The organism is Saccharopolyspora rhizosphaerae, assembly GCF_003931915.1.
Taxonomy (GTDB): Bacteria; Actinomycetota; Actinomycetes; order Mycobacteriales; family Pseudonocardiaceae; genus Saccharopolyspora; species Saccharopolyspora rhizosphaerae.
Genome location: NZ_RSAA01000017.1, coordinates 38,666 through 55,820 on the forward strand (window position 1 = coordinate 38,666; position 17,155 = coordinate 55,820).

The 17,155-nt window shown below is 70.5% G+C and carries 13 protein-coding genes; 8 read left to right on the forward strand and 5 right to left on the reverse strand.

Annotation, left to right across the window (positions count from 1 at the left end; translation table 11 throughout):
- Positions 1-8 precede the first annotated feature (8 nt).
- From EIL87_RS18340 to EIL87_RS18350, 3 genes are all read right to left on the reverse strand, one after another.
- A complete protein-coding gene (locus tag EIL87_RS18340; protein ID WP_158628662.1) occupies positions 9-881 on the reverse strand; it encodes a hypothetical protein in 873 nt (290 codons plus the stop codon).
- A gap of 283 nt (positions 882-1,164) precedes the next feature.
- Positions 1,165-1,560, reverse strand: coding sequence for a hypothetical protein (locus EIL87_RS18345; RefSeq protein WP_125091793.1), 396 nt, complete (start codon positions 1,558-1,560; stop codon positions 1,165-1,167).
- Positions 1,561-1,926: 366 nt separating this feature from the next.
- Positions 1,927-2,271: a hypothetical protein gene (locus EIL87_RS18350; protein WP_125091794.1), complete on the reverse strand. Its 345-nt coding sequence runs from the start codon at positions 2,269-2,271 to the stop codon at positions 1,927-1,929.
- Positions 2,272-2,432: 161 nt separating this feature from the next.
- Between EIL87_RS18350 and EIL87_RS18355 the strand changes: the two genes are divergently transcribed.
- Positions 2,433-3,473: an NAD(P)-dependent alcohol dehydrogenase gene (locus tag EIL87_RS18355; protein ID WP_125091795.1), complete on the forward strand. Its 1,041-nt coding sequence runs from the start codon at positions 2,433-2,435 to the stop codon at positions 3,471-3,473.
- Positions 3,474-3,616: 143 nt separating this feature from the next.
- Here EIL87_RS18355 and EIL87_RS18360 read toward each other — a convergent pair whose 3' ends face one another.
- On the reverse strand, positions 3,617-4,282 hold the full coding sequence (locus EIL87_RS18360) for an MmyB family transcriptional regulator (RefSeq protein ID WP_267898862.1): 666 nt from the start codon (positions 4,280-4,282) through the stop codon (positions 3,617-3,619).
- Between the two features lie 158 nt (positions 4,283-4,440).
- Between EIL87_RS18360 and EIL87_RS18365 the strand changes: the two genes are divergently transcribed.
- From EIL87_RS18365 to EIL87_RS18380, 4 genes are all read left to right on the forward strand, one after another.
- Positions 4,441-5,949, forward strand: coding sequence for an acetyl-CoA hydrolase/transferase family protein (locus tag EIL87_RS18365; protein WP_125091797.1), 1,509 nt, complete (start codon positions 4,441-4,443; stop codon positions 5,947-5,949).
- Between the two features lie 87 nt (positions 5,950-6,036).
- Positions 6,037-6,957, forward strand: coding sequence for an SMP-30/gluconolactonase/LRE family protein (locus EIL87_RS18370; protein ID WP_233576356.1), 921 nt, complete (start codon positions 6,037-6,039; stop codon positions 6,955-6,957).
- Positions 6,954-7,712, forward strand: a complete 759-nt coding sequence (locus EIL87_RS18375; protein ID WP_125091798.1) for an enoyl-CoA hydratase/isomerase family protein — start codon at positions 6,954-6,956, stop codon at positions 7,710-7,712. Before EIL87_RS18370 ends, EIL87_RS18375 begins: the two co-directional genes overlap by 4 nt.
- Before the next feature lie 98 nt (positions 7,713-7,810).
- Positions 7,811-8,509: an enoyl-CoA hydratase/isomerase family protein gene (locus EIL87_RS18380; protein ID WP_199740496.1), complete on the forward strand. Its 699-nt coding sequence runs from the start codon at positions 7,811-7,813 to the stop codon at positions 8,507-8,509.
- A gap of 41 nt (positions 8,510-8,550) precedes the next feature.
- Here EIL87_RS18380 and EIL87_RS18385 read toward each other — a convergent pair whose 3' ends face one another.
- Positions 8,551-14,040, reverse strand: a complete 5,490-nt coding sequence (locus EIL87_RS18385; protein WP_125091799.1) for an ATP-binding protein — start codon at positions 14,038-14,040, stop codon at positions 8,551-8,553.
- A gap of 209 nt (positions 14,041-14,249) precedes the next feature.
- On the opposite strand from EIL87_RS18385, the gene EIL87_RS18390 reads away from it, so the two are divergent.
- The 3 genes from EIL87_RS18390 (at position 14,250) to EIL87_RS18400 (ending at position 16,950) form a co-directional block, all read left to right on the forward strand.
- Positions 14,250-15,191, forward strand: coding sequence for a hypothetical protein (locus tag EIL87_RS18390; RefSeq protein WP_125091800.1), 942 nt, complete (start codon positions 14,250-14,252; stop codon positions 15,189-15,191).
- Between the two features lie 131 nt (positions 15,192-15,322).
- The gene (locus EIL87_RS18395) at positions 15,323-15,721 is read left to right on the forward strand and encodes a ribonuclease domain-containing protein (protein WP_125091801.1); all 399 of its coding nucleotides are present in this window, start codon (positions 15,323-15,325) and stop codon (positions 15,719-15,721) included.
- Between the two features lie 332 nt (positions 15,722-16,053).
- The gene (locus EIL87_RS18400) at positions 16,054-16,950 is read left to right on the forward strand and encodes a DUF4429 domain-containing protein (RefSeq protein ID WP_125091802.1); all 897 of its coding nucleotides are present in this window, start codon (positions 16,054-16,056) and stop codon (positions 16,948-16,950) included.
- The last annotated feature ends 205 nt before the right edge of the window (positions 16,951-17,155 follow it).

The following is a 17,155-nucleotide window of genomic DNA, read 5'->3' on the forward strand; positions in this document are numbered from 1 at the left end:
CTTCCCCCTCAGTCCAGGTATTCGACGGAGGCCGACGGCTCGCGAACCGGCCTGGCCGGAAGGGGCAGGCGCCCGGGGAACGCGCCGTCACGCACGTAGAGCTCACCAGCCAGCACCGCTTCGAGCTCGGCCGTCGAAGGCCGCTGTTCGCGCCGCGTGCTGAGCAGGACGTCGAGCAGGACCTCCCGCAGGCCGCGGTTGCCGAGACCGTCGGAGTCGGCCAGTGCGCCAACCGCAGCAGCCCCTTCGCTCTGCCCGGTCAGCCAGCGCGTGACGAGCAAGGCGACGCGGAACCGGGCGGTGCAGGCGTCGGCCTCCTGAGCAGGTGGGGTGAGCGGGTCGTCCCAGTCCGGGAAGGGGGTGTTCGGGACCGCTCCCCGGCCGCACCGGTCGACGTCGGTGACGAAGACGGAGACGTCCGGGCGCCACAGCACGGTGTTCCAGGACCAGTCCGGGTGGACCAGGTCGTGGCGCTCCAGCACGTCCGCCACCGCCACCAGGTTCCGGCACGCACGCAGCCGGTCCGACCTGCTCTGCCGGTCGACGTGCTGCTCACCGATCTGGCGGGAACCCTCGGGAACTGCTGGGATCACGCACCCGTGCGCACTGCCGTCAGACGTCGTGATGCGAGCAGCAGGCCACGCCGTGCAGGTCCGCAGCACCGTCGCATCGTCCTCGGCGAGAGCGGTGGGCAGCGCCACGAGCTCGTCCACGCGGACGGCTTCGTCCTGCCCCGCGGGCTGCTCGTCCAGCTTCGCCAGCCACCCGGGATGGTGCAGGATGCGGTGAACACCCGCTCTCTGCTCGGCGACGGTTCCCGACAACGGCCCCAGGTCACCCAGCTCCACCACGGCGGGCATGGGCCAGCGACCTGCTGACATGCCGACCACCTCCCCCACCCCGGACGGCAGCCGCAGCGCGGGCACCGGACGTGCCTGGACCGACGGGCTCGAGGCAACCGGCACCGCGTCCAGCACTGGGCGTTCGCGCGGCGGAACCGCGAAACAGCAGTGACCGTAGCGGAGACCGACGACCACCAGGACGGGTTCGATCATTTTCCCCCGGTTGGAGCACTCGGACACCGAACCCCCTGCGGCGCAGGCGTTGCGCGAGCGCGAGGTGTTGTCCCGCGTTACCAGCTCCTGAGAGATGACCTGAACGACCTCATGGCGGTGGGAGTTCCACGACGACCGAGGCCACCGAGTCGAGGAACGCGTTCGACGGGTTACCGCGTACCGGTTCCGCCTCGGCGATCGTGAGCATGGCACCCCGTTGCTGGGAGTCGTAGTGCTTCGCGGTGAACCGGACACCGCCGAAGCCCAACAGCTGCGTACCAAAGGGGATCACGTCGCCGGTCCCGTACTCGTCCTCCACCTTCTTCAACCCCGACGCGCTGGACCACGACGGCATGCGCACCCACATCAGTGAAACAGCGATGACGTTGCCCTCGGCGTCAGCGACGGGGAAGAGCCGCTGCTGCAGCCTCTTGCACGGATGGCGCAGGAAGTACTGCTGCACCTCGCCGTAGGACTGCGCGACGCACGGGAGGTCGCGACTCACCTCGTGGCGAAGCTTTCGGAGTCCCATCCGGTTCAGCGCTCCGCGCACATCTCCCTTCCGCGCGGTGTTCTTGCTGGTCTTCGTCGTCTTGGCTTGGGTTGCGCGCTGGGCGACGGAGGTCTCCAATGAGGTGCCCACGGAGGCGGTGGTGGCACCACCACTCGACGCCACCACCAGCCCGGCGATGATCGCGCCGACTGTCCCGCCCGCCTTCTTCGTCCAACGACCCTTGCTGTCTCGCGGTTGATCGGGATTTCCCGGCACGAAGCTCCCTCCCACAGGTCCGGTGGCGTTCCGATCGTTCTCAAGAGGAAGCCACGACGTCCCGTTGATGCAGGAGAACCACCCGAAGGTCCCACCCTCAACTCACTCAGCGGAGTCGCCGGTCTCCAGCTTCAGGGCGAGTTGCCCGCCGTCCACCACCGTCAAGGGCGCGAACGGGTCGGGATTGCGCGAAAGGCACTTCGCACAGTCAACCAGCGCGGTCACGGCTTCGGATCTTCCGGCCAATGCGAGTGCGTCCAACGGTTGGTGGCAGGCTGGGCTAGGGAGTTTCAGCCCACCGATCCAGTTGCGAAGCTCGACCGCGTGGACACGGCGCCGGGCACCCGGCTGGCGGAGGTTCCGATTGCGGAACCGTGCGCACTCGCGCTCCGACATGTGCTTGAGCAACAACGATGTTGGGTCCGAACGACGCTCGATCGCGGTCACGATCCCAGCGTGCTCGTGACTCACGGACATCGACGACCGCGAATCCGGTGAAATCGGTTGCTCAGCGCGGCGGGTCGCCACGTGTTGGTTGCGGTGAACCGCGTGCGCGAACCCGCTCGCATACGATGCGCGAAGTACCCGCGCCAACGGAGGAGCGAGGCATGAAGGCGTTGCAGTACCGCGAGGTCGGCTCCGCGCCGGAGGTCGTGACCGTCCCCGATCCCGAGCCCGGGCCTGGTCAGGTGCTGCTGGAGGTCACTGCGGCCGGAGCGTGCCACTCCGACATCTCCGTGATGAGCTGGCCCGCCGACGACTTCCCGTTCGCTCTGCCGCTCACGCTGGGGCACGAGGGTGTGGGCACGGTCGCCGCGCTGGGCGCGGGCGTCACCGGCGTGGCCGAGGGTGACGCTGTCGCCGTCTACGGGCCGTGGGGGTGCGGCAGGTGCCTCAACTGCGCCGCCGGCAAGGAGAACTACTGCCTTCGGGCCGCTGAGCTGGGCATCCAACCTCCCGGGCTCGGCGCCCCCGGTTCAATGGCCGAGTACCTGCTCGTCGACGACCCACGCCACCTCGTCCCGCTGAACGGGCTGGACCCGGTCACCGCAGTGCCGTTGACCGACGCGGGCCTGACCCCCTACCACGCGATCAAGCCCTCGCTGCCCAAGCTGGTCCCCGGTGCGACCGCGGTGGTCATCGGAGTCGGCGGGCTGGGGCACATCGGCGTCCAGGTCCTGCGGGCGCTGACCACCGCCCGCGTCATCGCCGTGGACGTCAACGAGGACAAGCTCGCCCTCGCCCGGACCGTCGGTGCGCACGAAACGGTGCGGTCAGACGAGCAGGCCGCCGCGAAGGTCCGCGAGATGACAGGTGACCGTGGCGCGCAGGCGGTCTTCGACTTCGTCGGCTCGCAACCGACGGTGGAGATGGCCGGCGCCGTCGCCTCGGTCGAAGCCGACATCAGCATCGTCGGCATCGGCGGCGGTAGCCTGCCCGTCGGCTTCGGATTCCTCCCCTTCGAGGCCTCCGTCAGCGCGCCCTACTGGGGCAGTCGCGGCGAGCTCCACGAGGTGCTGGAACTCGCACGCGCTGGGGTCCTCTCGGTCCACACCGAGACCTACTCCCTCGACGAAGCACCACTGGCCTACGAACGCCTCCACGACGGCACGATCAACGGCCGAGCCGTCATCGTCCCGAACGGCTGACCGCGTTTCGCCGGAACGGTCTTCGCCTCCGTCGGCCCAGACGCCTCCGAGGTTGGAGGCGAAGGGCCTCCCTGGAGCTGCAAGCACGCTGACGACGCGGGCGGCTTCTCAACTGCCCGCTTGGTGGCCATGTGGGCCGGCGGTCACGACAGGGCCCGGAGCAACTCCGCCGTCCTCTCGTCTGCGGGGAAGAAGGTTTCGATCGCCAGGCCGGCGAGGGTGACGTCCTTGGGAGCGCCGAAGACCGTCGTCGTGCTGATCAGCGACAGGTCCTGGTCGCCGTGGCGGTGGTGCGGGGAACGACGATACCGGGGTTCGTCGGTGGTCGGTTGTGGCTCGTCGGTGTCTCCCGGGTAGGCGCTGAGCTCTCCGTGGAGGCCGCGCAGGGCCGGGTGGCGGTGGCCCCGGCGCGATGGCGCCCGCGCTGGCCTGCGGGCTGGGTGCAGCCGGTCGAGGAGGTGTGCTCGCCACTCGGGCAGTTGCGGATGCGGGAAGCCATGTCCGCGGGGTGCGAGCTGAGGCGCAGGACGTTGACGGGTGGAGCCAGCAGTGGCGGGTCCGACAGCTGCCGCGAGCAGGTCGACCGCGGCGTTGGCGGCGACGAGGTGCCCGTGCAGGTCGACGACCACGGCCGGGTTCGGGTGGTGTGCGTCGATGATCTGGGTAGCGGCCGGCGTGAGCAGAAGCCGAGAAGTTCGCTGGGCGATCGCTGGTGTCGCCCAGCGAACAACTGCGATCCCGGCAACATGATCAGAGCGGCCCACCGCGCATCGGATTCCGGAGCACTGTCTTGCCTGCTCACGGCCCATGCGGGAAGGGACGGGACTAACCGGCCAGCGCTTCGCGCAAACGCGTTCGTGCGCCGCGTCACAGTTAAGTTCGGGCGAACTCCGTGCTTAGGATCCGCGTCACACGAAACGCCGGCGTCAACGGCGTGGCGCGTCTCAACGGTGAGTGGAGGTCGTGTATGTCCGGCAGGATTCGGAATCAGCAGTTCGCCGCGAAGGTCGTCGAGGCCGACGAAGCCGCGGAGCTGATCCGACCGGGCGACAACGTGGGCATGAGCGGGTTCACCGGCGCCGGGTATCCGAAGGAGGTCCCGGAGGCCCTGGCGAAGCGCGTCGCCAAGTCCCACGAGCAGGGCGATCCCATGAAGGTCGGCTTGTGGACCGGGGCGTCGACCGCGCCGGAGCTCGACGGGGCGCTGGCCGAGGTCGAGGGCATCGACCTGCGGCTGCCGTACCAGTCGGACCCCGTGAGCCGGCAGAAGATCAACGAGGGTCGCCTGGACTACACCGACATCCACCTCTCCCACGTGGCGCAGCGCGTGTGGCAGGGCATCTACGGCGACCTGGACGTGGCCGTCGTCGAGGTCAGCGGCATCACCGAGGACGGTCGCCTGATCCCGTCCTCCTCGGTGGGCAACAACAAGACGTGGCTGGAGCAGGCCGACCGGGTGATCCTGGAGGTCAACTCGTGGCAGAGCGAGGGCCTCGAGGGCATGCACGACGTCTACTACGGGACCGCGCTGCCGCCGCACCGCAAGCCCATCCCGATCACCCACCCGTCCGACAGGATCGGTGAGCCCTACCTGGACTGCCCGCCGGACAAGGTGATCGCTGTCGTGGAGACTGAATCTCCCGACCGGAACGCGTCTTTCACCCCGCCGGACGCGACGTCGGAGCAGATCGCCGGGCACGTCCTCGACTTCTTCGAGCTGGAGGTGCGCAGCGGGCGTTTGCCGAGGGAGCTGCTGCCGCTGCAGTCCGGTGTGGGCAACGTGGCCAACGCCGTGCTCGCCGGGCTGGGTGAGGGTCCCTTCGACGGGCTGACCGCCTACACCGAGGTCATCCAGGACGGCATGCTGCAGCTCATCGACTCCGGCAAGCTGCAGATGGCCTCCGCGACGGCCTTCTCGCTGAGCCCGACCGCGGTGGAGCGCTTCAACCGGAACACCGCCGATTACCGCGACAAGATCATGCTGCGGCCGCAGGAGATCAGCAACCACCCCGAGGTGGTGCGCCGGCTCGGCTGCCTGGCGATGAACGGCATCGTCGAAGCCGACATCTTCGGCAACATCAACTCCACCCACCTGATGGGCAGCAAGATCCAGAACGGCATCGGCGGTTCCGGGGACTTCGCCCGCAACGCCTACGTGTCGATCTTCGTCACCCCGTCGCAGGCCAAGGGCGGTGACGTGTCGTCGATCGTGCCGATGGTCTCGCACGTCGACCACACCGAGCACGACGTCGACGTCATCGTCACCGAGCAGGGCCTGGCCGACCTGCGCGGGCTGTCGCCGAAGAAGCGGGCGGAGCTCGTCATCGAGCGCTGCGCCCACCCCGACTACAAGCCCGCGCTGCGCGACTACTTCCAGCGCGCTCAGCAGTCGGCGTTCGGCCTGCACACGCCGCACCTACTCGACGAGGCGCTGTCCTGGCACCACAACTTCGTCCAGCGCGGTTCGATGCGCTGAACGACCGGCGATCGTTGACCCCCGGTGCCCACCCGCTTACGTTCGAGTGGTTAGCGATCGTTCGTCAAAGGCGACGAAGGGTGGGACATGGCCATCGATCCTGCGATCGGTTCCCGGATGCGCGTCATCGCCACGGGGCTCGACTTCCCGGAAGGTCCCGTCGCACTGCGCGACGGTGGAGTGCTGCTGGTGGAGATCCGGCGCGGGACCTTGTCCCGGGTCTCCCCCGACGGCGAGGTGAGCGTGGTCGCCGAGCTCGGTGGTGGCCCGAACGGTGCGGCCATCGGGCCTGACGGGGCCGTGTACGTGTGCAACAACGGCGGTTTCGAGTGGCACGACCGCGACGGGATCACCGCTCCGGGCCACCAGCCGGCGGACTACATCGGCGGGCGCATCCAGCGGGTGACGCTCGACGGTGAGGTCACCGACCTCTACACCGAGTGCGACGGCCGGCCGCTGCGCGGACCGAACGACCTGGTCTTCGACGCGCACGGTGGCTTCTGGTTCACCGACCTGGGCAAGTCCCGCGAGCGCGACAACGACACCGGGGCGCTCTACTACGCGAAGCCGGACGGCTCGTCGATCGTGGAGGTCGCGCACCCGCTGGTGCAGCCCAACGGCGTGGGTCTCTCCCCGGACGGGACGAAGGTCTACGTCGCCGAGACCGGGCCCGGCCGGGTGTGGTGCTGGGACGTCGAGGGCCCCGGGCGGCTCGGGGAACGCGCTCTGCTGCACGGGTTCGCGGGGCACCAGTTGCTGGACTCGCTGGCCGTCGACGGTGACGGCAACGTGTGCGTGGCGACCCTGGTCACCGGCGCGGTGAGCGTGATCGCGCCCGACGGCACCCTGCTGCGGCAGGTCCGGGTGCCCGACCACGACCCGTTCGTCACCAACATCTGCTTCGTCGGCGCGGACTCCCGCACCGCCTACGTCACCTCCTCCGGGCGGGGCGTCCTCTACGAGCTGGAATGGGACTCCCCTGGCCTCGACCTGGAGCACTCGGCGTGAGCGACGTCCGGTACGAGGTCGACGGTCACGTCGGGATCGTCACGCTCGACCGTCCCGAGGTGCACAACGCGTTGCGCCGCCGCACCTACGACGAGCTCACCGAGCTGGTGCGCACCACCTCGGCGCGGGTGCTGGTGGTCACCGGAGCCGGCCGCTCGTTCTGCTCCGGTGACGACGTCCGCGAGCTCATGGGCAGCGGCGACACCCCTCCCCGACCCGAACCGCGGCTCACCCCGGCCGCCGACGCCCTGCTGCACACCGACGTCCCGGTGATCGCCGCCGTCAACGGTCCCGCGGTGGGGTGGGGGATGGAGTTGGCGCTGGTGGCCGATCTGCGCATCGCCGCGACCAGCGCCCGGTTCGGGGAGCTGTTCGTCAAGCGCGGGCTGTGCAGCGACGTCGCCGGCATCGCGCGGTTGGCCCAGCTGGTCGGCCGGGAACGTGCCGCTGAGCTGCTGCTGACCGGCGAGGTGATCGACGCCGAGCGTGCCGAGCGGATCGGGCTGGTCGGGCGGGTGGTCCCCGACGACGCGCTGCTGTCCACGGCGGTGGAGCGGGCCCAGGCGATCGCCGCCAACCCGCCGCTGGCGGTGGCGGCGCTCAAGCGCGGCCTGCGCCGGGCGTTGGACCCGGACTGGCACGACCTCGGCACCTGGGTGAGCACGGCGCTCGGCGACCTGTTCGCCACCGAGGACCACCGCGAGGGCGTCCGCTCGTTCCTGGAGAAGCGGGAACCGCACTACGTCGGACGATGAGCTGCGCGAGGAGGTTCCGCCCACGATGGCCGAGATCGAGTACCGAGTCGCCCAGCGCTGACCATCAACCGCCCGGACAAGCGCGGGGCGATGACCGCATGCTCGCCGACTTCCGCGAGGGCGTGCAGCGGGCGAGTGCGGCCCCGGACGTCCGCGTCCTCGTCATCACCGGCCGTGGCGGCAGCTTCTGCGCCGGCATCGACCTCGCTGACCTCGACGGGCGGGACGCCGCGGATCGGGGCGGTGTGCCGTCGGAGTCGGACATGCTGCTGGTGGGCTGCGCCAAGCCGGTCATCGCCGCCGTCGACGGACCCGCGGTCGGCATGAGTGCGGAGTTCACCTGCCAGGCCGATGTGCGGATCGCCTCCACCCGCGCTCGTTTCGCCGGGAACTTCGGGCAGCGCGGCTTGGTTCCGGACACCGGCGCCGGTTCGTGGTTGCTGCCCAAGCAGATTGGTCTCCCCGCAGCGTTGAGGTTGCTGTTCACCGGTGAACCTCTGGACGCCGAAGAGGCCTTCCGGATCGGATACGTCTCCGGGCTCGTCGAGCCCGACGAGCCCGAGGGAACCGCGACCGAGCTCGCCGGACGCATCGCCGCCGCCTCGCCCTTCTCAGCTCGCCCGATCAGCAGCTCGTCTACGACGGGACGCCACGTTCTGCAGCGCAACACCTCTCGGACACGCGAGCCGCCATGCAGGAATGCTTCGCCTCCGAAGACCACGCGGAGGGCGTGGCGGCGTCGTTCCGGGAACGCCGACCGGCGCGCTTCACCGGACGCTGAGCCACGAGCGCGGTAGTGGTGGCGGAGTTCCGGAGGGACTCCGCCACCACTCGCCGCTCAGCCCAGACGGGTTTCGATGGCGTCGATGATGCGGGGGCGCAGCTCAGCGGCGCGGACGATGGCGTCGACGGAGCCGACCTCGACCGCGCGCTGGATGCTGTGCACGCGGTCGAACTCCGAGGCCACCTCGCTGAGCTTCTCGGCCCGCACCTCGGCTCGGACGTCGGCGAGCTTGAGGCTCTGCGCCGCGCGTTCCGGACCGTCGGCCGCGGACACGAGCTCGTCGAGCTCGCGGACCCGCGGGTCGTGGGCCGTGCGCTCGTTGACCTCGCCCGCGAAGACCACCGCGGCCGCCGGGGCACCACCGATCACCGAGGCGTAGGAGCCCTCCACGGCCAGCACCGTCATGTTCGGGTTGAGCGCCTTGGAGAACACCACGAACGCGCCACCGTGGTAGCGGGAGATCACGCAGAACACGATCGGTCCGTCGAAGTTGACGATCGCCCGGCCGATCTCCGCGCCGTACTCCAGCTGCAGCTTGCGCATCGACTCCGGTGACCCGTCGAACCCGGACAGGTTCGCCAGCACCACCAGCGGCCGGTTCCCGCTGGCCGCGTTGATCGCGCGGGCCACCTTCTTCGAGGAACGCGGGAACAGCGTGCCCGACGTGTAGGAGTCGGGCCCGTCGGTGGGCGGGAAGCCGCGACGCGCCACCGGCTGCGACTCGATGCCCACCAGGCACACCGGCCGGCCGCCGAGGTGCGCGTCCTGCACGACCGCGGTGTCGGCGTCGGCCATGCCCGCCCAGCGTTCCAGGACGTCGTGGTCCTGATCGGCCACCGCACGCAGCACGGTGCGGATGTCGAAGGACTTCTTGCGGTCCGGGTTGGCCGTCGGCGAGAAGATCTCCCCGACCGTGCGGAAGTCGCTGCCGGCGAGGCGGTGCGGGTAGTCGGAGATGTCGCGGTCGCGGGGGTCGGTGGAGGGCGCCTGCCGCGGCGCGGACTCGCCCGGGGCGATGTAGGCGTGCTCGTAGTGCGCCATGAGCACCTCGGTCGCCGCGGCCAGGTTCGGCGCCCAGTACTGGGCTTGCCCGTTCGGGCCCATCACCCGGTCGTACCCGCCGATCCCGAAGTTGTCCTCGGCCGAGACGCCGCCGGAGAAGTCCAGCGACTGCTTGCCCGTGAGCACCATCGCCGAATCCGGCGTCATCACCAGGATCCCCTTGGTGTGCATGAGCATCGTGGCCTCGGCGTTCCAGTACGGCTGGGCGCCGACGTTGATGCCCGCGACCACCACGTTGATCTCGCCGCCGTCCTGGGTGAACTGCACGATCCTCTTGAGGGCCGCCGCGACCCAGTCCATGTTCTCGGTGCCCGACGACATGGAGATGCGGGCACCGGCCGACAGCGCGAACCACTCCAGCGGGACCTGCATCCGCTCGGCCAGGTCCAGCGCCGCGATCACCCGCGCGCACTCCGGTTCCGACAGCGCGCCGAGCGCCTTGGTCGGATCGCCCAGCAGCACGACGCGCTCCACGCCCTCCGGGTGCAACGGGGTGGGTGTGCTGACCACGCCCGCCACGAGCGCGGCCGAGTTCTGGCCCTTCGGGCGGTCGACGGGCACCAGGGCACCGGACTCGTCGAGGTCGTGCTCGACGAACGAACCGCGGGCACCGGCGAGCATGTCGGTCAGCTCGTACGGGTAGGCGGTTCCGCGCTTGGCGGCCTTGAGCACCTTCTGCCGGTAGCTGTCCAGCGGCTGGACCGGCTCGGTCGAGGGCTCCTCCACCGAGATCCGCGTCGCCGCACCGACGTCCGAGCCGATCCGGACGGCGTGCTCGGCGAGCTCACCGGTCTTCGGGTCGCGCTGCCGCACCAGGAACAGCACTTCCTCCAGCCCGGCACCCGCGGTCGTGGGCAGCACGCGCTGCACGACCTCGTCGAGCTCGTCCAAGGGCAGCTCGTTCGGCGGCCAGACGTAGATGACGATCCGGTTGGTGCCGGAGCGCTCGTGGGGCTTGGGCTTCTTCGTCTGCGCCTTGCGGATCGCGTCGAGGCACGCGGTGAGCACACCTTCGGCCGCGGGCAGCGCGACGACCCTGCCGTCCTCCTCGCGCAGCGGCGTGAGGTCCCGCACCTGCGCGAGCGCCACCAGCCGCTCGTCGGCGGGGTTGTTCGGCGCCACGCACCGGAACAGGTAGACCTCCTCGTCGGCCGAGGGCAGGCGGGTGAGGTCGAACTCGCGGAACCGCTCCAGCTGCATCCGCTCGGCGATCAGCGGGTGCAGCCCGCGGATCAGCCGGTCCTCGACGAAGCCCTCCGCCGAGGGGCGGAACGTGAAGTGGTGGTGCATGACCGCGCCGCTGGGACCGGCCACGGTGGTGGTGATCCGGTTGACCTGGCTCGGCAGCTGCTGCGTGGCCAGGACCTCGCCGAGGCGGGTGGCCATCGAGGCGGTGTCGTCGGGCTGGCCGTCCCACACGAGGTAGACGTCGGCGACCAGGTCACCGTCCGCGGCCAGTTCCCCGATCGCGCGCACGGCCTCAGGCAGCGCGGCGAAGTCCACCGCGGTGCTCACCACGCGGGAGCCCGCGCCGCGGTGCTCGGCGGCGACGAACGTGCACCTCGCAGCCTCGACGGTGCGGACGTCGTCGAGTTCGCGGTTGCCGTAGTAGCGGCGCGCCAGGACCTCCAGCAGCGGCGCCGGATCGGTGTCCTCGCGGGCGATGCGCTGGCCGACCAGCCGGACCAGCGGTTCGGCGCTGGCGACCATCGCGGAGATCCGCTCGACGCGGTCGGGTGCGTCCGGGTTCTCGTCCAGGTACCGCAGGTGCTTGCGCACGTCCGCGTAGACCTCGGCGCGACGGCGGCGCAGCATCGGCTGGGCGAACCAGCGGAACGCCACGGTGCGGGCGAGGTCGGACAGCGCCGGGAACCGGACCTGGGTGGCCGCGACCAGGTGCTCCAGGGCGAGTCCCGCGGCCTGGCGGTCCGCACCCGAGGGAGGTGCCTCGGCCAGCCACTGGCGCAGCAGGGTCGACACGGCCGCCTCGTCGGAGGCGGCGCGCTGCTGGGCGAGGAAGATCCGGAAGACGGCTTCCTCCAGCTCGGGCGTGCGGTCCAGCTCGTGGACCCCGTAGTGGGCCAAGGCCCGCACCAGCCGCCGCTGGAAGGTCTCGGACAGCCCGGCGCGCTCGACGTCGAGGCTTTGCAGGTAGGTGTGGAAGTACTCGCGCGGGCTGTGCACCCGCGAGTCGGCCGCCGTCTCCTCCCCGACCGGCCGGTTGCGGCTGAGCTCGGAGAGGTCGGCGAAGACCTCGAGCAGTTCGATCTCCTCGGCCACCGGTCGCTGACCGGCCGCGACGAGCTGCTTGCGGGCGTCGAGGTAGTCGTTGAGGACGCGGCGCTCGTCCTGCGGGTCCACGTCGAAGCCCAGCAGCATGCTGCGCAGGTCCTGCCGGCTGCGGGCCGCGCGCTCGGCGGCACCCAGGTCAGCGGGTCCGGACGGCAGCGCGAGGTCGGCGACCTCCGAGCCCTCCTGCGCGGCAGCGGTCTCACCCTGGTCGCCCCGCGGTTCCAGCCGCAGCAGCGGAGCACCCGTCTCGACCTGGCTGCCGGTGCGCACCAGGCATTCCTTGAGCTTGGCGCGGAACGGGGCGCGCAGCACGGTCTCCATCTTCATGCTCTCCAGCACGAGGACCGGAGCGCCTTCCTCGACCTCGGCGCCGACCTCCAGCGGCGTCGCGACCACCAGGGCCGGGGCCGGCGAGCGCAGCACGCCTCCTTCGTCGCGGCTGACCCGGTGGGCCACACCGTCGACCTCGGCCAGGCACACGGGACCGTGGGTGTCGGTGACCAGGCGGAACCGCCGTCCGTTGACGGTGATCTGACCGGCGTGCTCGTCGAAGCGTTCGACCTCCACGTCAGCGGGGTGCACCGGCCCTCCGTTCGCGGCGCTGATGCCGATGCGGAAGCGCTGGTGCCCGACGCGCGCGACCTGCACGCGGTAGCTCGAGCCGCGCAGCTTGAACTCCAGCGGCTGCCCGCTCTCGTGCCGCGCCTGCGGCCGACCGCCGTGGGCGGTGGACAGGAACTGCTGCCGCTCGACGAGCTCGGCGTCCTCGTAGGCCTCGATGCCGGCGGCGGCCAGGGCGATCGCGGAGTGCTGGTGCGCCTGGAGGTCGCCTTCGGCGCGCACGCGGTCGATCCAGCCCGTGTCGGCGGACCCGTCGACGACCTCGGGCCGGTCGAGCAGGTCGAGCACGAAGCTCTTGTTGGTCGCGCCGCCGGCGACGAGCACCGTGGTCTGCGCCATCGCGCGGCGCAACCTGCCCAGCGCTTCGTCGCGGTCGCGGCCGACGGCGATGATCTTGGCGATCATCGAGTCGAAGTCGGCGGGGATGGTGTCGCCCTCGCTGACGCCGGTGTCGACGCGGATGCCGGGCCCGGCGGGGAAGTCGAGCCGGACGATCTTGCCCGGTGCGGGGGCGAAGTCGCGATCCGGGTCCTCGGCGTTGAGCCGGGCCTCGATCGCGTGGCCGGACTCAGCCGGCGGCTCGCCCTCCAGCTTGTCGCCCGCCGCCACCTGCAGCTGGGACTTCACCAGGTCGACGCCGGTGGTGGCCTCGGTGATCGGGTGCTCGACCTGCAGCCGGGTGTTGACCTCGAGGAAGGCGAACAACTGCTCACCCGGGTGGTACAGGAACTCGACGGTGCCGGCACCGCGGTAGTCCACGGCCAGCGCGAGCCGCTCGGCCGACTTCTTGAGCTCGCGCGTCTGGTCGGCGCTGAGCACCGGGGAAGCGGACTCCTCGATGACCTTCTGGTTGCGCCGCTGCACCGAGCAGTCCCGGACCCCCAGGGCCCACGCCGTGCCCTGCCCGTCGGCGATGACCTGGACCTCGACGTGCCGCGCGCCGGTGACCAGTCGTTCCAGGAAGACCGCACCGCTGCCGAAGGCCCGTTCGGCCTCCAGCCGGGTGCGCTCGTAGGCGTCGACGAGCTCCTGCTCGTCGTGGATCACGCGGATGCCGCGCCCGCCGCCACCCGCGGTGGCCTTGAGCATCAGCGGGTAACCGATCTCCTTCGCGCTGCTGATCGCCGCATCCAGGTCGGCGACCGCACCCCGGCTCCACGGCGCCACCGGGACGCCGACCTCCTCGGCGATCAGCTTCGCGCCGATCTTGTCCCCGAGCTTGCGCATCGCCGTCGCGCTCGGGCCGATGAAGGTGACGCCCAGCCGCTGGCAGAGCTCGGCGAACGCCGGGTCCTCGGCGACGAACCCCCAGCCGACCCACGCCGCGTCGGCCCCGGTGTCGGTCAGCGCGCGCTCCAGGACCCCCATGTCGAGGTAGGGCCGGTCGCGCGCCGGTCCGAGGTCGTAGGCGAGGTCCGCTTCCCGCACGAAGGCCGCCGCGCGGTCGACGTCGGTGTGGAAGGCGACGGTCTCGATGCGCTCACCGGACTCCGCCTCCACCTCCCGCACAGCATGAACCAGCCGCATCGCGGCTTCCCCGCGGTTGACGATCGCCACGCGACGGAACACCGAACCAGACCTCCCACAGTTCTCGACAGGAGCACACCGCTCCCACGCCCAAGCTCACCCTGCCTGTTACCGGGAAGTATGGATATGTAGTTACCGCCGCGTGGTGGACCGCGAAAATAGTCGAGACCCACCAATCGGGAGCCCCTGCGACGGGGTGACCGTGGTCCGCTGCACACTGAGCGGAGCCGTGAGCACCTCTGGAGGAGTCGATGGCCTTCACCCCGCAGACGTGGCCCGGCCGAGTCGTGCCGTCCGACAGGGAGCAGGCCGAGCTCGCCACCCGGAAGCTCTTCCTCGACCTGTTCCCCGGTCACCCGGTGACCTCGGAGGCCATCGCGGTCCTCACCCGCTGGTTCGACGCCGGCTGGTGCGTCGACGCGATCAAGGTCGCACTCGACAACCTGCCGGAGGGCCGGGAGGGCTACCAGCCCCGCCGGGGTGACCAGGAGTCGCCGGAGGACTTCCTGGTCCGGCGGCTGCGCGCGTGGTTCCGCGACGAGGACGACGACTTCGAGCGCAACGCCCGCCTGGCGCCGCCCCGGGCCGGCCAGTCGCTGGACATGCACCTGCGGCTCAAGCGTCAGCAGCAGATCAACGACGGGCTCGTCTCCCGGCCCAGGAAGCTGACCGCAGCCGGTCAGGAGGCCCGCAAGCGGGCGCGAGAGCGCGCGAACGAGGGCCGTCCGGATCCGGTCGCGCGGGCACGCGCTCGCGACGCCCGGCTGCAGCGGGCGCTGGACGCTCTGGGCAGCGAGCTGCCGCCCGCCCACGTCAACGCAGGTCAGAACGCTCCGGACGCCCGCCGCGACTCGCAGCTGGTGGCCGGTTACGCCGCGCGCGCCGCGACGGTCCGGCACGACCCGACCGTGCGCCGCGTCCTCGCCCGGCTCACCGAGGAGCGCCGGCGTCCCACCGCGGAGGAGACGGCCGTCCTGCGGCGGGCGATCCGCGGCGCGCACCACCGAGCGGGCCTGGGCACCCTCGACGCGGCCACCGCCGACGCCACCAACGCGGTCCTCAACGAGGACGCGCAGCGGATCTTGACCTACCTCGACCACGCCGTGAACTCGGGCCTCACGCTCGACCAAACGCTGGCGCTCATGCACACCCAGGTCGAAGCGGTGACGGAGCAGGGCCCGGGCACGAGCTGACGCGTCGCCGAACGTTCACGTCCCGGTGATCCGCGTGTCCAGTTGTCGCAGATCGGCCCCGGAAAAGCTGAGACGCCTCTAGATTCCAGAGGCGCCGACTACTTCCGGGAGGACACGTGAAGCTCCATCGCATGAACCCAGTGGTCAAGCTGCTCGTCGCCGCCTTCGCCGTGTTCGGCCTGCTCAGCGGGGGCAGCGTCGCGCTCGCACAGCCCGCCGCACCGGCGGTCGAGCAGGTCTGCGAGGTCAAGGGCTGCGACGAAGCGCGCAGCTCGAACGAGATCTGGGCGTCGCTGAACTACCCGTCGGAGCGCGGCTGGGTGGACTGGCCGGACGGGCAGTGCAACTTCGCCGGCGGCACCTACAACAACTACGAGGGCCAGCTCCCCGAAGGCCACGACTACCTCGAGTTCGACGTGACCCCGCGCGAGTGCGGCGCCCAGCGCCAGGCCTACCGCCTGGTCCTGGACACGACCACCAACGAGGTCTACTTCTCCCCCGACCACTACAGCACCTTCCACCTGCTGTGACGGTCGACAACGCCTGACGGCCGCGGGTTCCGGCCGGATCCGCCCAGCCGGAACCCGCGTCGACGGCCACCGCTGGCCCTGCCTGCCGAGGAACGCTCGGCACCGTTCGCCCGGAAGAACACGTCTTCTCGCGCGTGGTCGATCACGAGGTGCAGATTCGGCGCGGTTGTCGCGAATTCCGCTCGTGAACGGCCCTCGTGGTCATCACACCGCTCCGGGCGAAACCGGGAAACAACTGCCAGCACAGGAACTTCGTGTGCGCAACCTCCAAAACCCTGAAAAGTGCTCGGAAATTTTGCCGGGTGATTTCGCACGCTGGTAGGTTGCCCAGCATGGGACTGGGGTTGGAGTTGGCGGGGACGAACGCCACGTGGGTTTTCGAACAGGACCGGATCGAGATCAACTACTCCAGCGGTCTCGGCCAACCCCGCCTGCTGCGGAAGATCAAGCACCGAACCATCCCGTACCAAGCTGTTTCCCGCGCCACGGCGTCCGGTGGTGACGGCAATCCGCAGGTGATGCTGCACCTGCGTCCCGGGGCGGACCCGCTGACCGACGTCGCCGCCGGACAGCTCTCGGACGAATCCGAGCCGCACCTGATCGAGCTCGAACCGGAGCAGCAGGAATTGGCGACGTACTACGCCGATCACATCAACGACCACTGCGACCTGAACCCGGATTCCGATTCACCCGCCCCTCGGTTCCTGGTCGAGGTCGACCAATCACCTCGGCGGCTCAAGGGCTACGACGGAGAGGCGTCCTTCGACGGCTCCGCGGTCGAGTTCCAGTGGCACCCGGACGCTTCTCGGGTCAAGCACCGCTCGCCGAAGCGGCGCCACGAACTGACCGAGCTCGCCGGCGTGGAGTGGGTCAAGCCAGGCCTGACCTCCGGCCACCTCCTGCTGGTGCCGCACGGCGAGCGGAGCGACGCACCGCCCGTGGACAACGTCCGCACCCTGCTGTTCGGATTCGGCTTCGGCACCACGGCCGTCTCGCTGCCCTTCGCCGCGGCCGTGCAGGCGGCGATCCAGCAAGCGCAACCCGAGGCCCCCCTCGGGCTGCGCAGCGCGGCGAGCCGTCCCGCGCTGCCGTCAACCACGCCGCGGCCGGAGATGTCGCGCGAGGAGATCCTCGCGACCATCCGCGAGCTGGGGAAGCTGCACGCCGACGGCATCCTCACCCAGGGTGAGTTCGAGCAGAAGAAGCGGGAACTCCTCGACCGCCTCTGACCGCGCTCTGATCCGGACGCGATCGGTGTCGCCGTCTGTCCTCCTAGGACAGCGGTCGTGCGGAGACGGCGCTCACCCCCGCAACGGACGGGGAGCCGGACCTCCGGGAGGTCACCGTCCGGGACCGTGGGCCCACGAGCCAAGTGCGCGTGAGCCGATCTCGTCGGCGTGAGCCCCACTGCCCGCCAGCGGCCCACCCCTCCGT

Bases quoted from the DNA above. Each gene is read 5' to 3' on its own strand.
- EIL87_RS18370 (WP_233576356.1), top strand. From the start codon at position 6,037: ATGGCCATCGATCCTGCGATCGGTTCCCGGATGCGCGTCATCGCCACG.
- EIL87_RS18390 (WP_125091800.1), top strand. From the start codon at position 14,250: ATGGCCTTCACCCCGCAGACGTGGCCCGGCCGAGTCGTGCCGTCCGAC.
- EIL87_RS18400 (WP_125091802.1), top strand. From the start codon at position 16,054: ATGGGACTGGGGTTGGAGTTGGCGGGGACGAACGCCACGTGGGTTTTC.
- EIL87_RS18340 (WP_158628662.1), bottom strand. From the start codon at position 881: ATGTCAGCAGGTCGCTGGCCCATGCCCGCCGTGGTGGAGCTGGGTGAC.
- EIL87_RS18355 (WP_125091795.1), top strand. From the start codon at position 2,433: ATGAAGGCGTTGCAGTACCGCGAGGTCGGCTCCGCGCCGGAGGTCGTG.
- EIL87_RS18360 (WP_267898862.1), bottom strand. From the start codon at position 4,282: ATGGGCCGTGAGCAGGCAAGACAGTGCTCCGGAATCCGATGCGCGGTG.
- EIL87_RS18365 (WP_125091797.1), top strand. From the start codon at position 4,441: ATGTCCGGCAGGATTCGGAATCAGCAGTTCGCCGCGAAGGTCGTCGAG.
- EIL87_RS18395 (WP_125091801.1), top strand. From the start codon at position 15,323: ATGAACCCAGTGGTCAAGCTGCTCGTCGCCGCCTTCGCCGTGTTCGGC.
- EIL87_RS18380 (WP_199740496.1), top strand. From the start codon at position 7,811: ATGCTCGCCGACTTCCGCGAGGGCGTGCAGCGGGCGAGTGCGGCCCCG.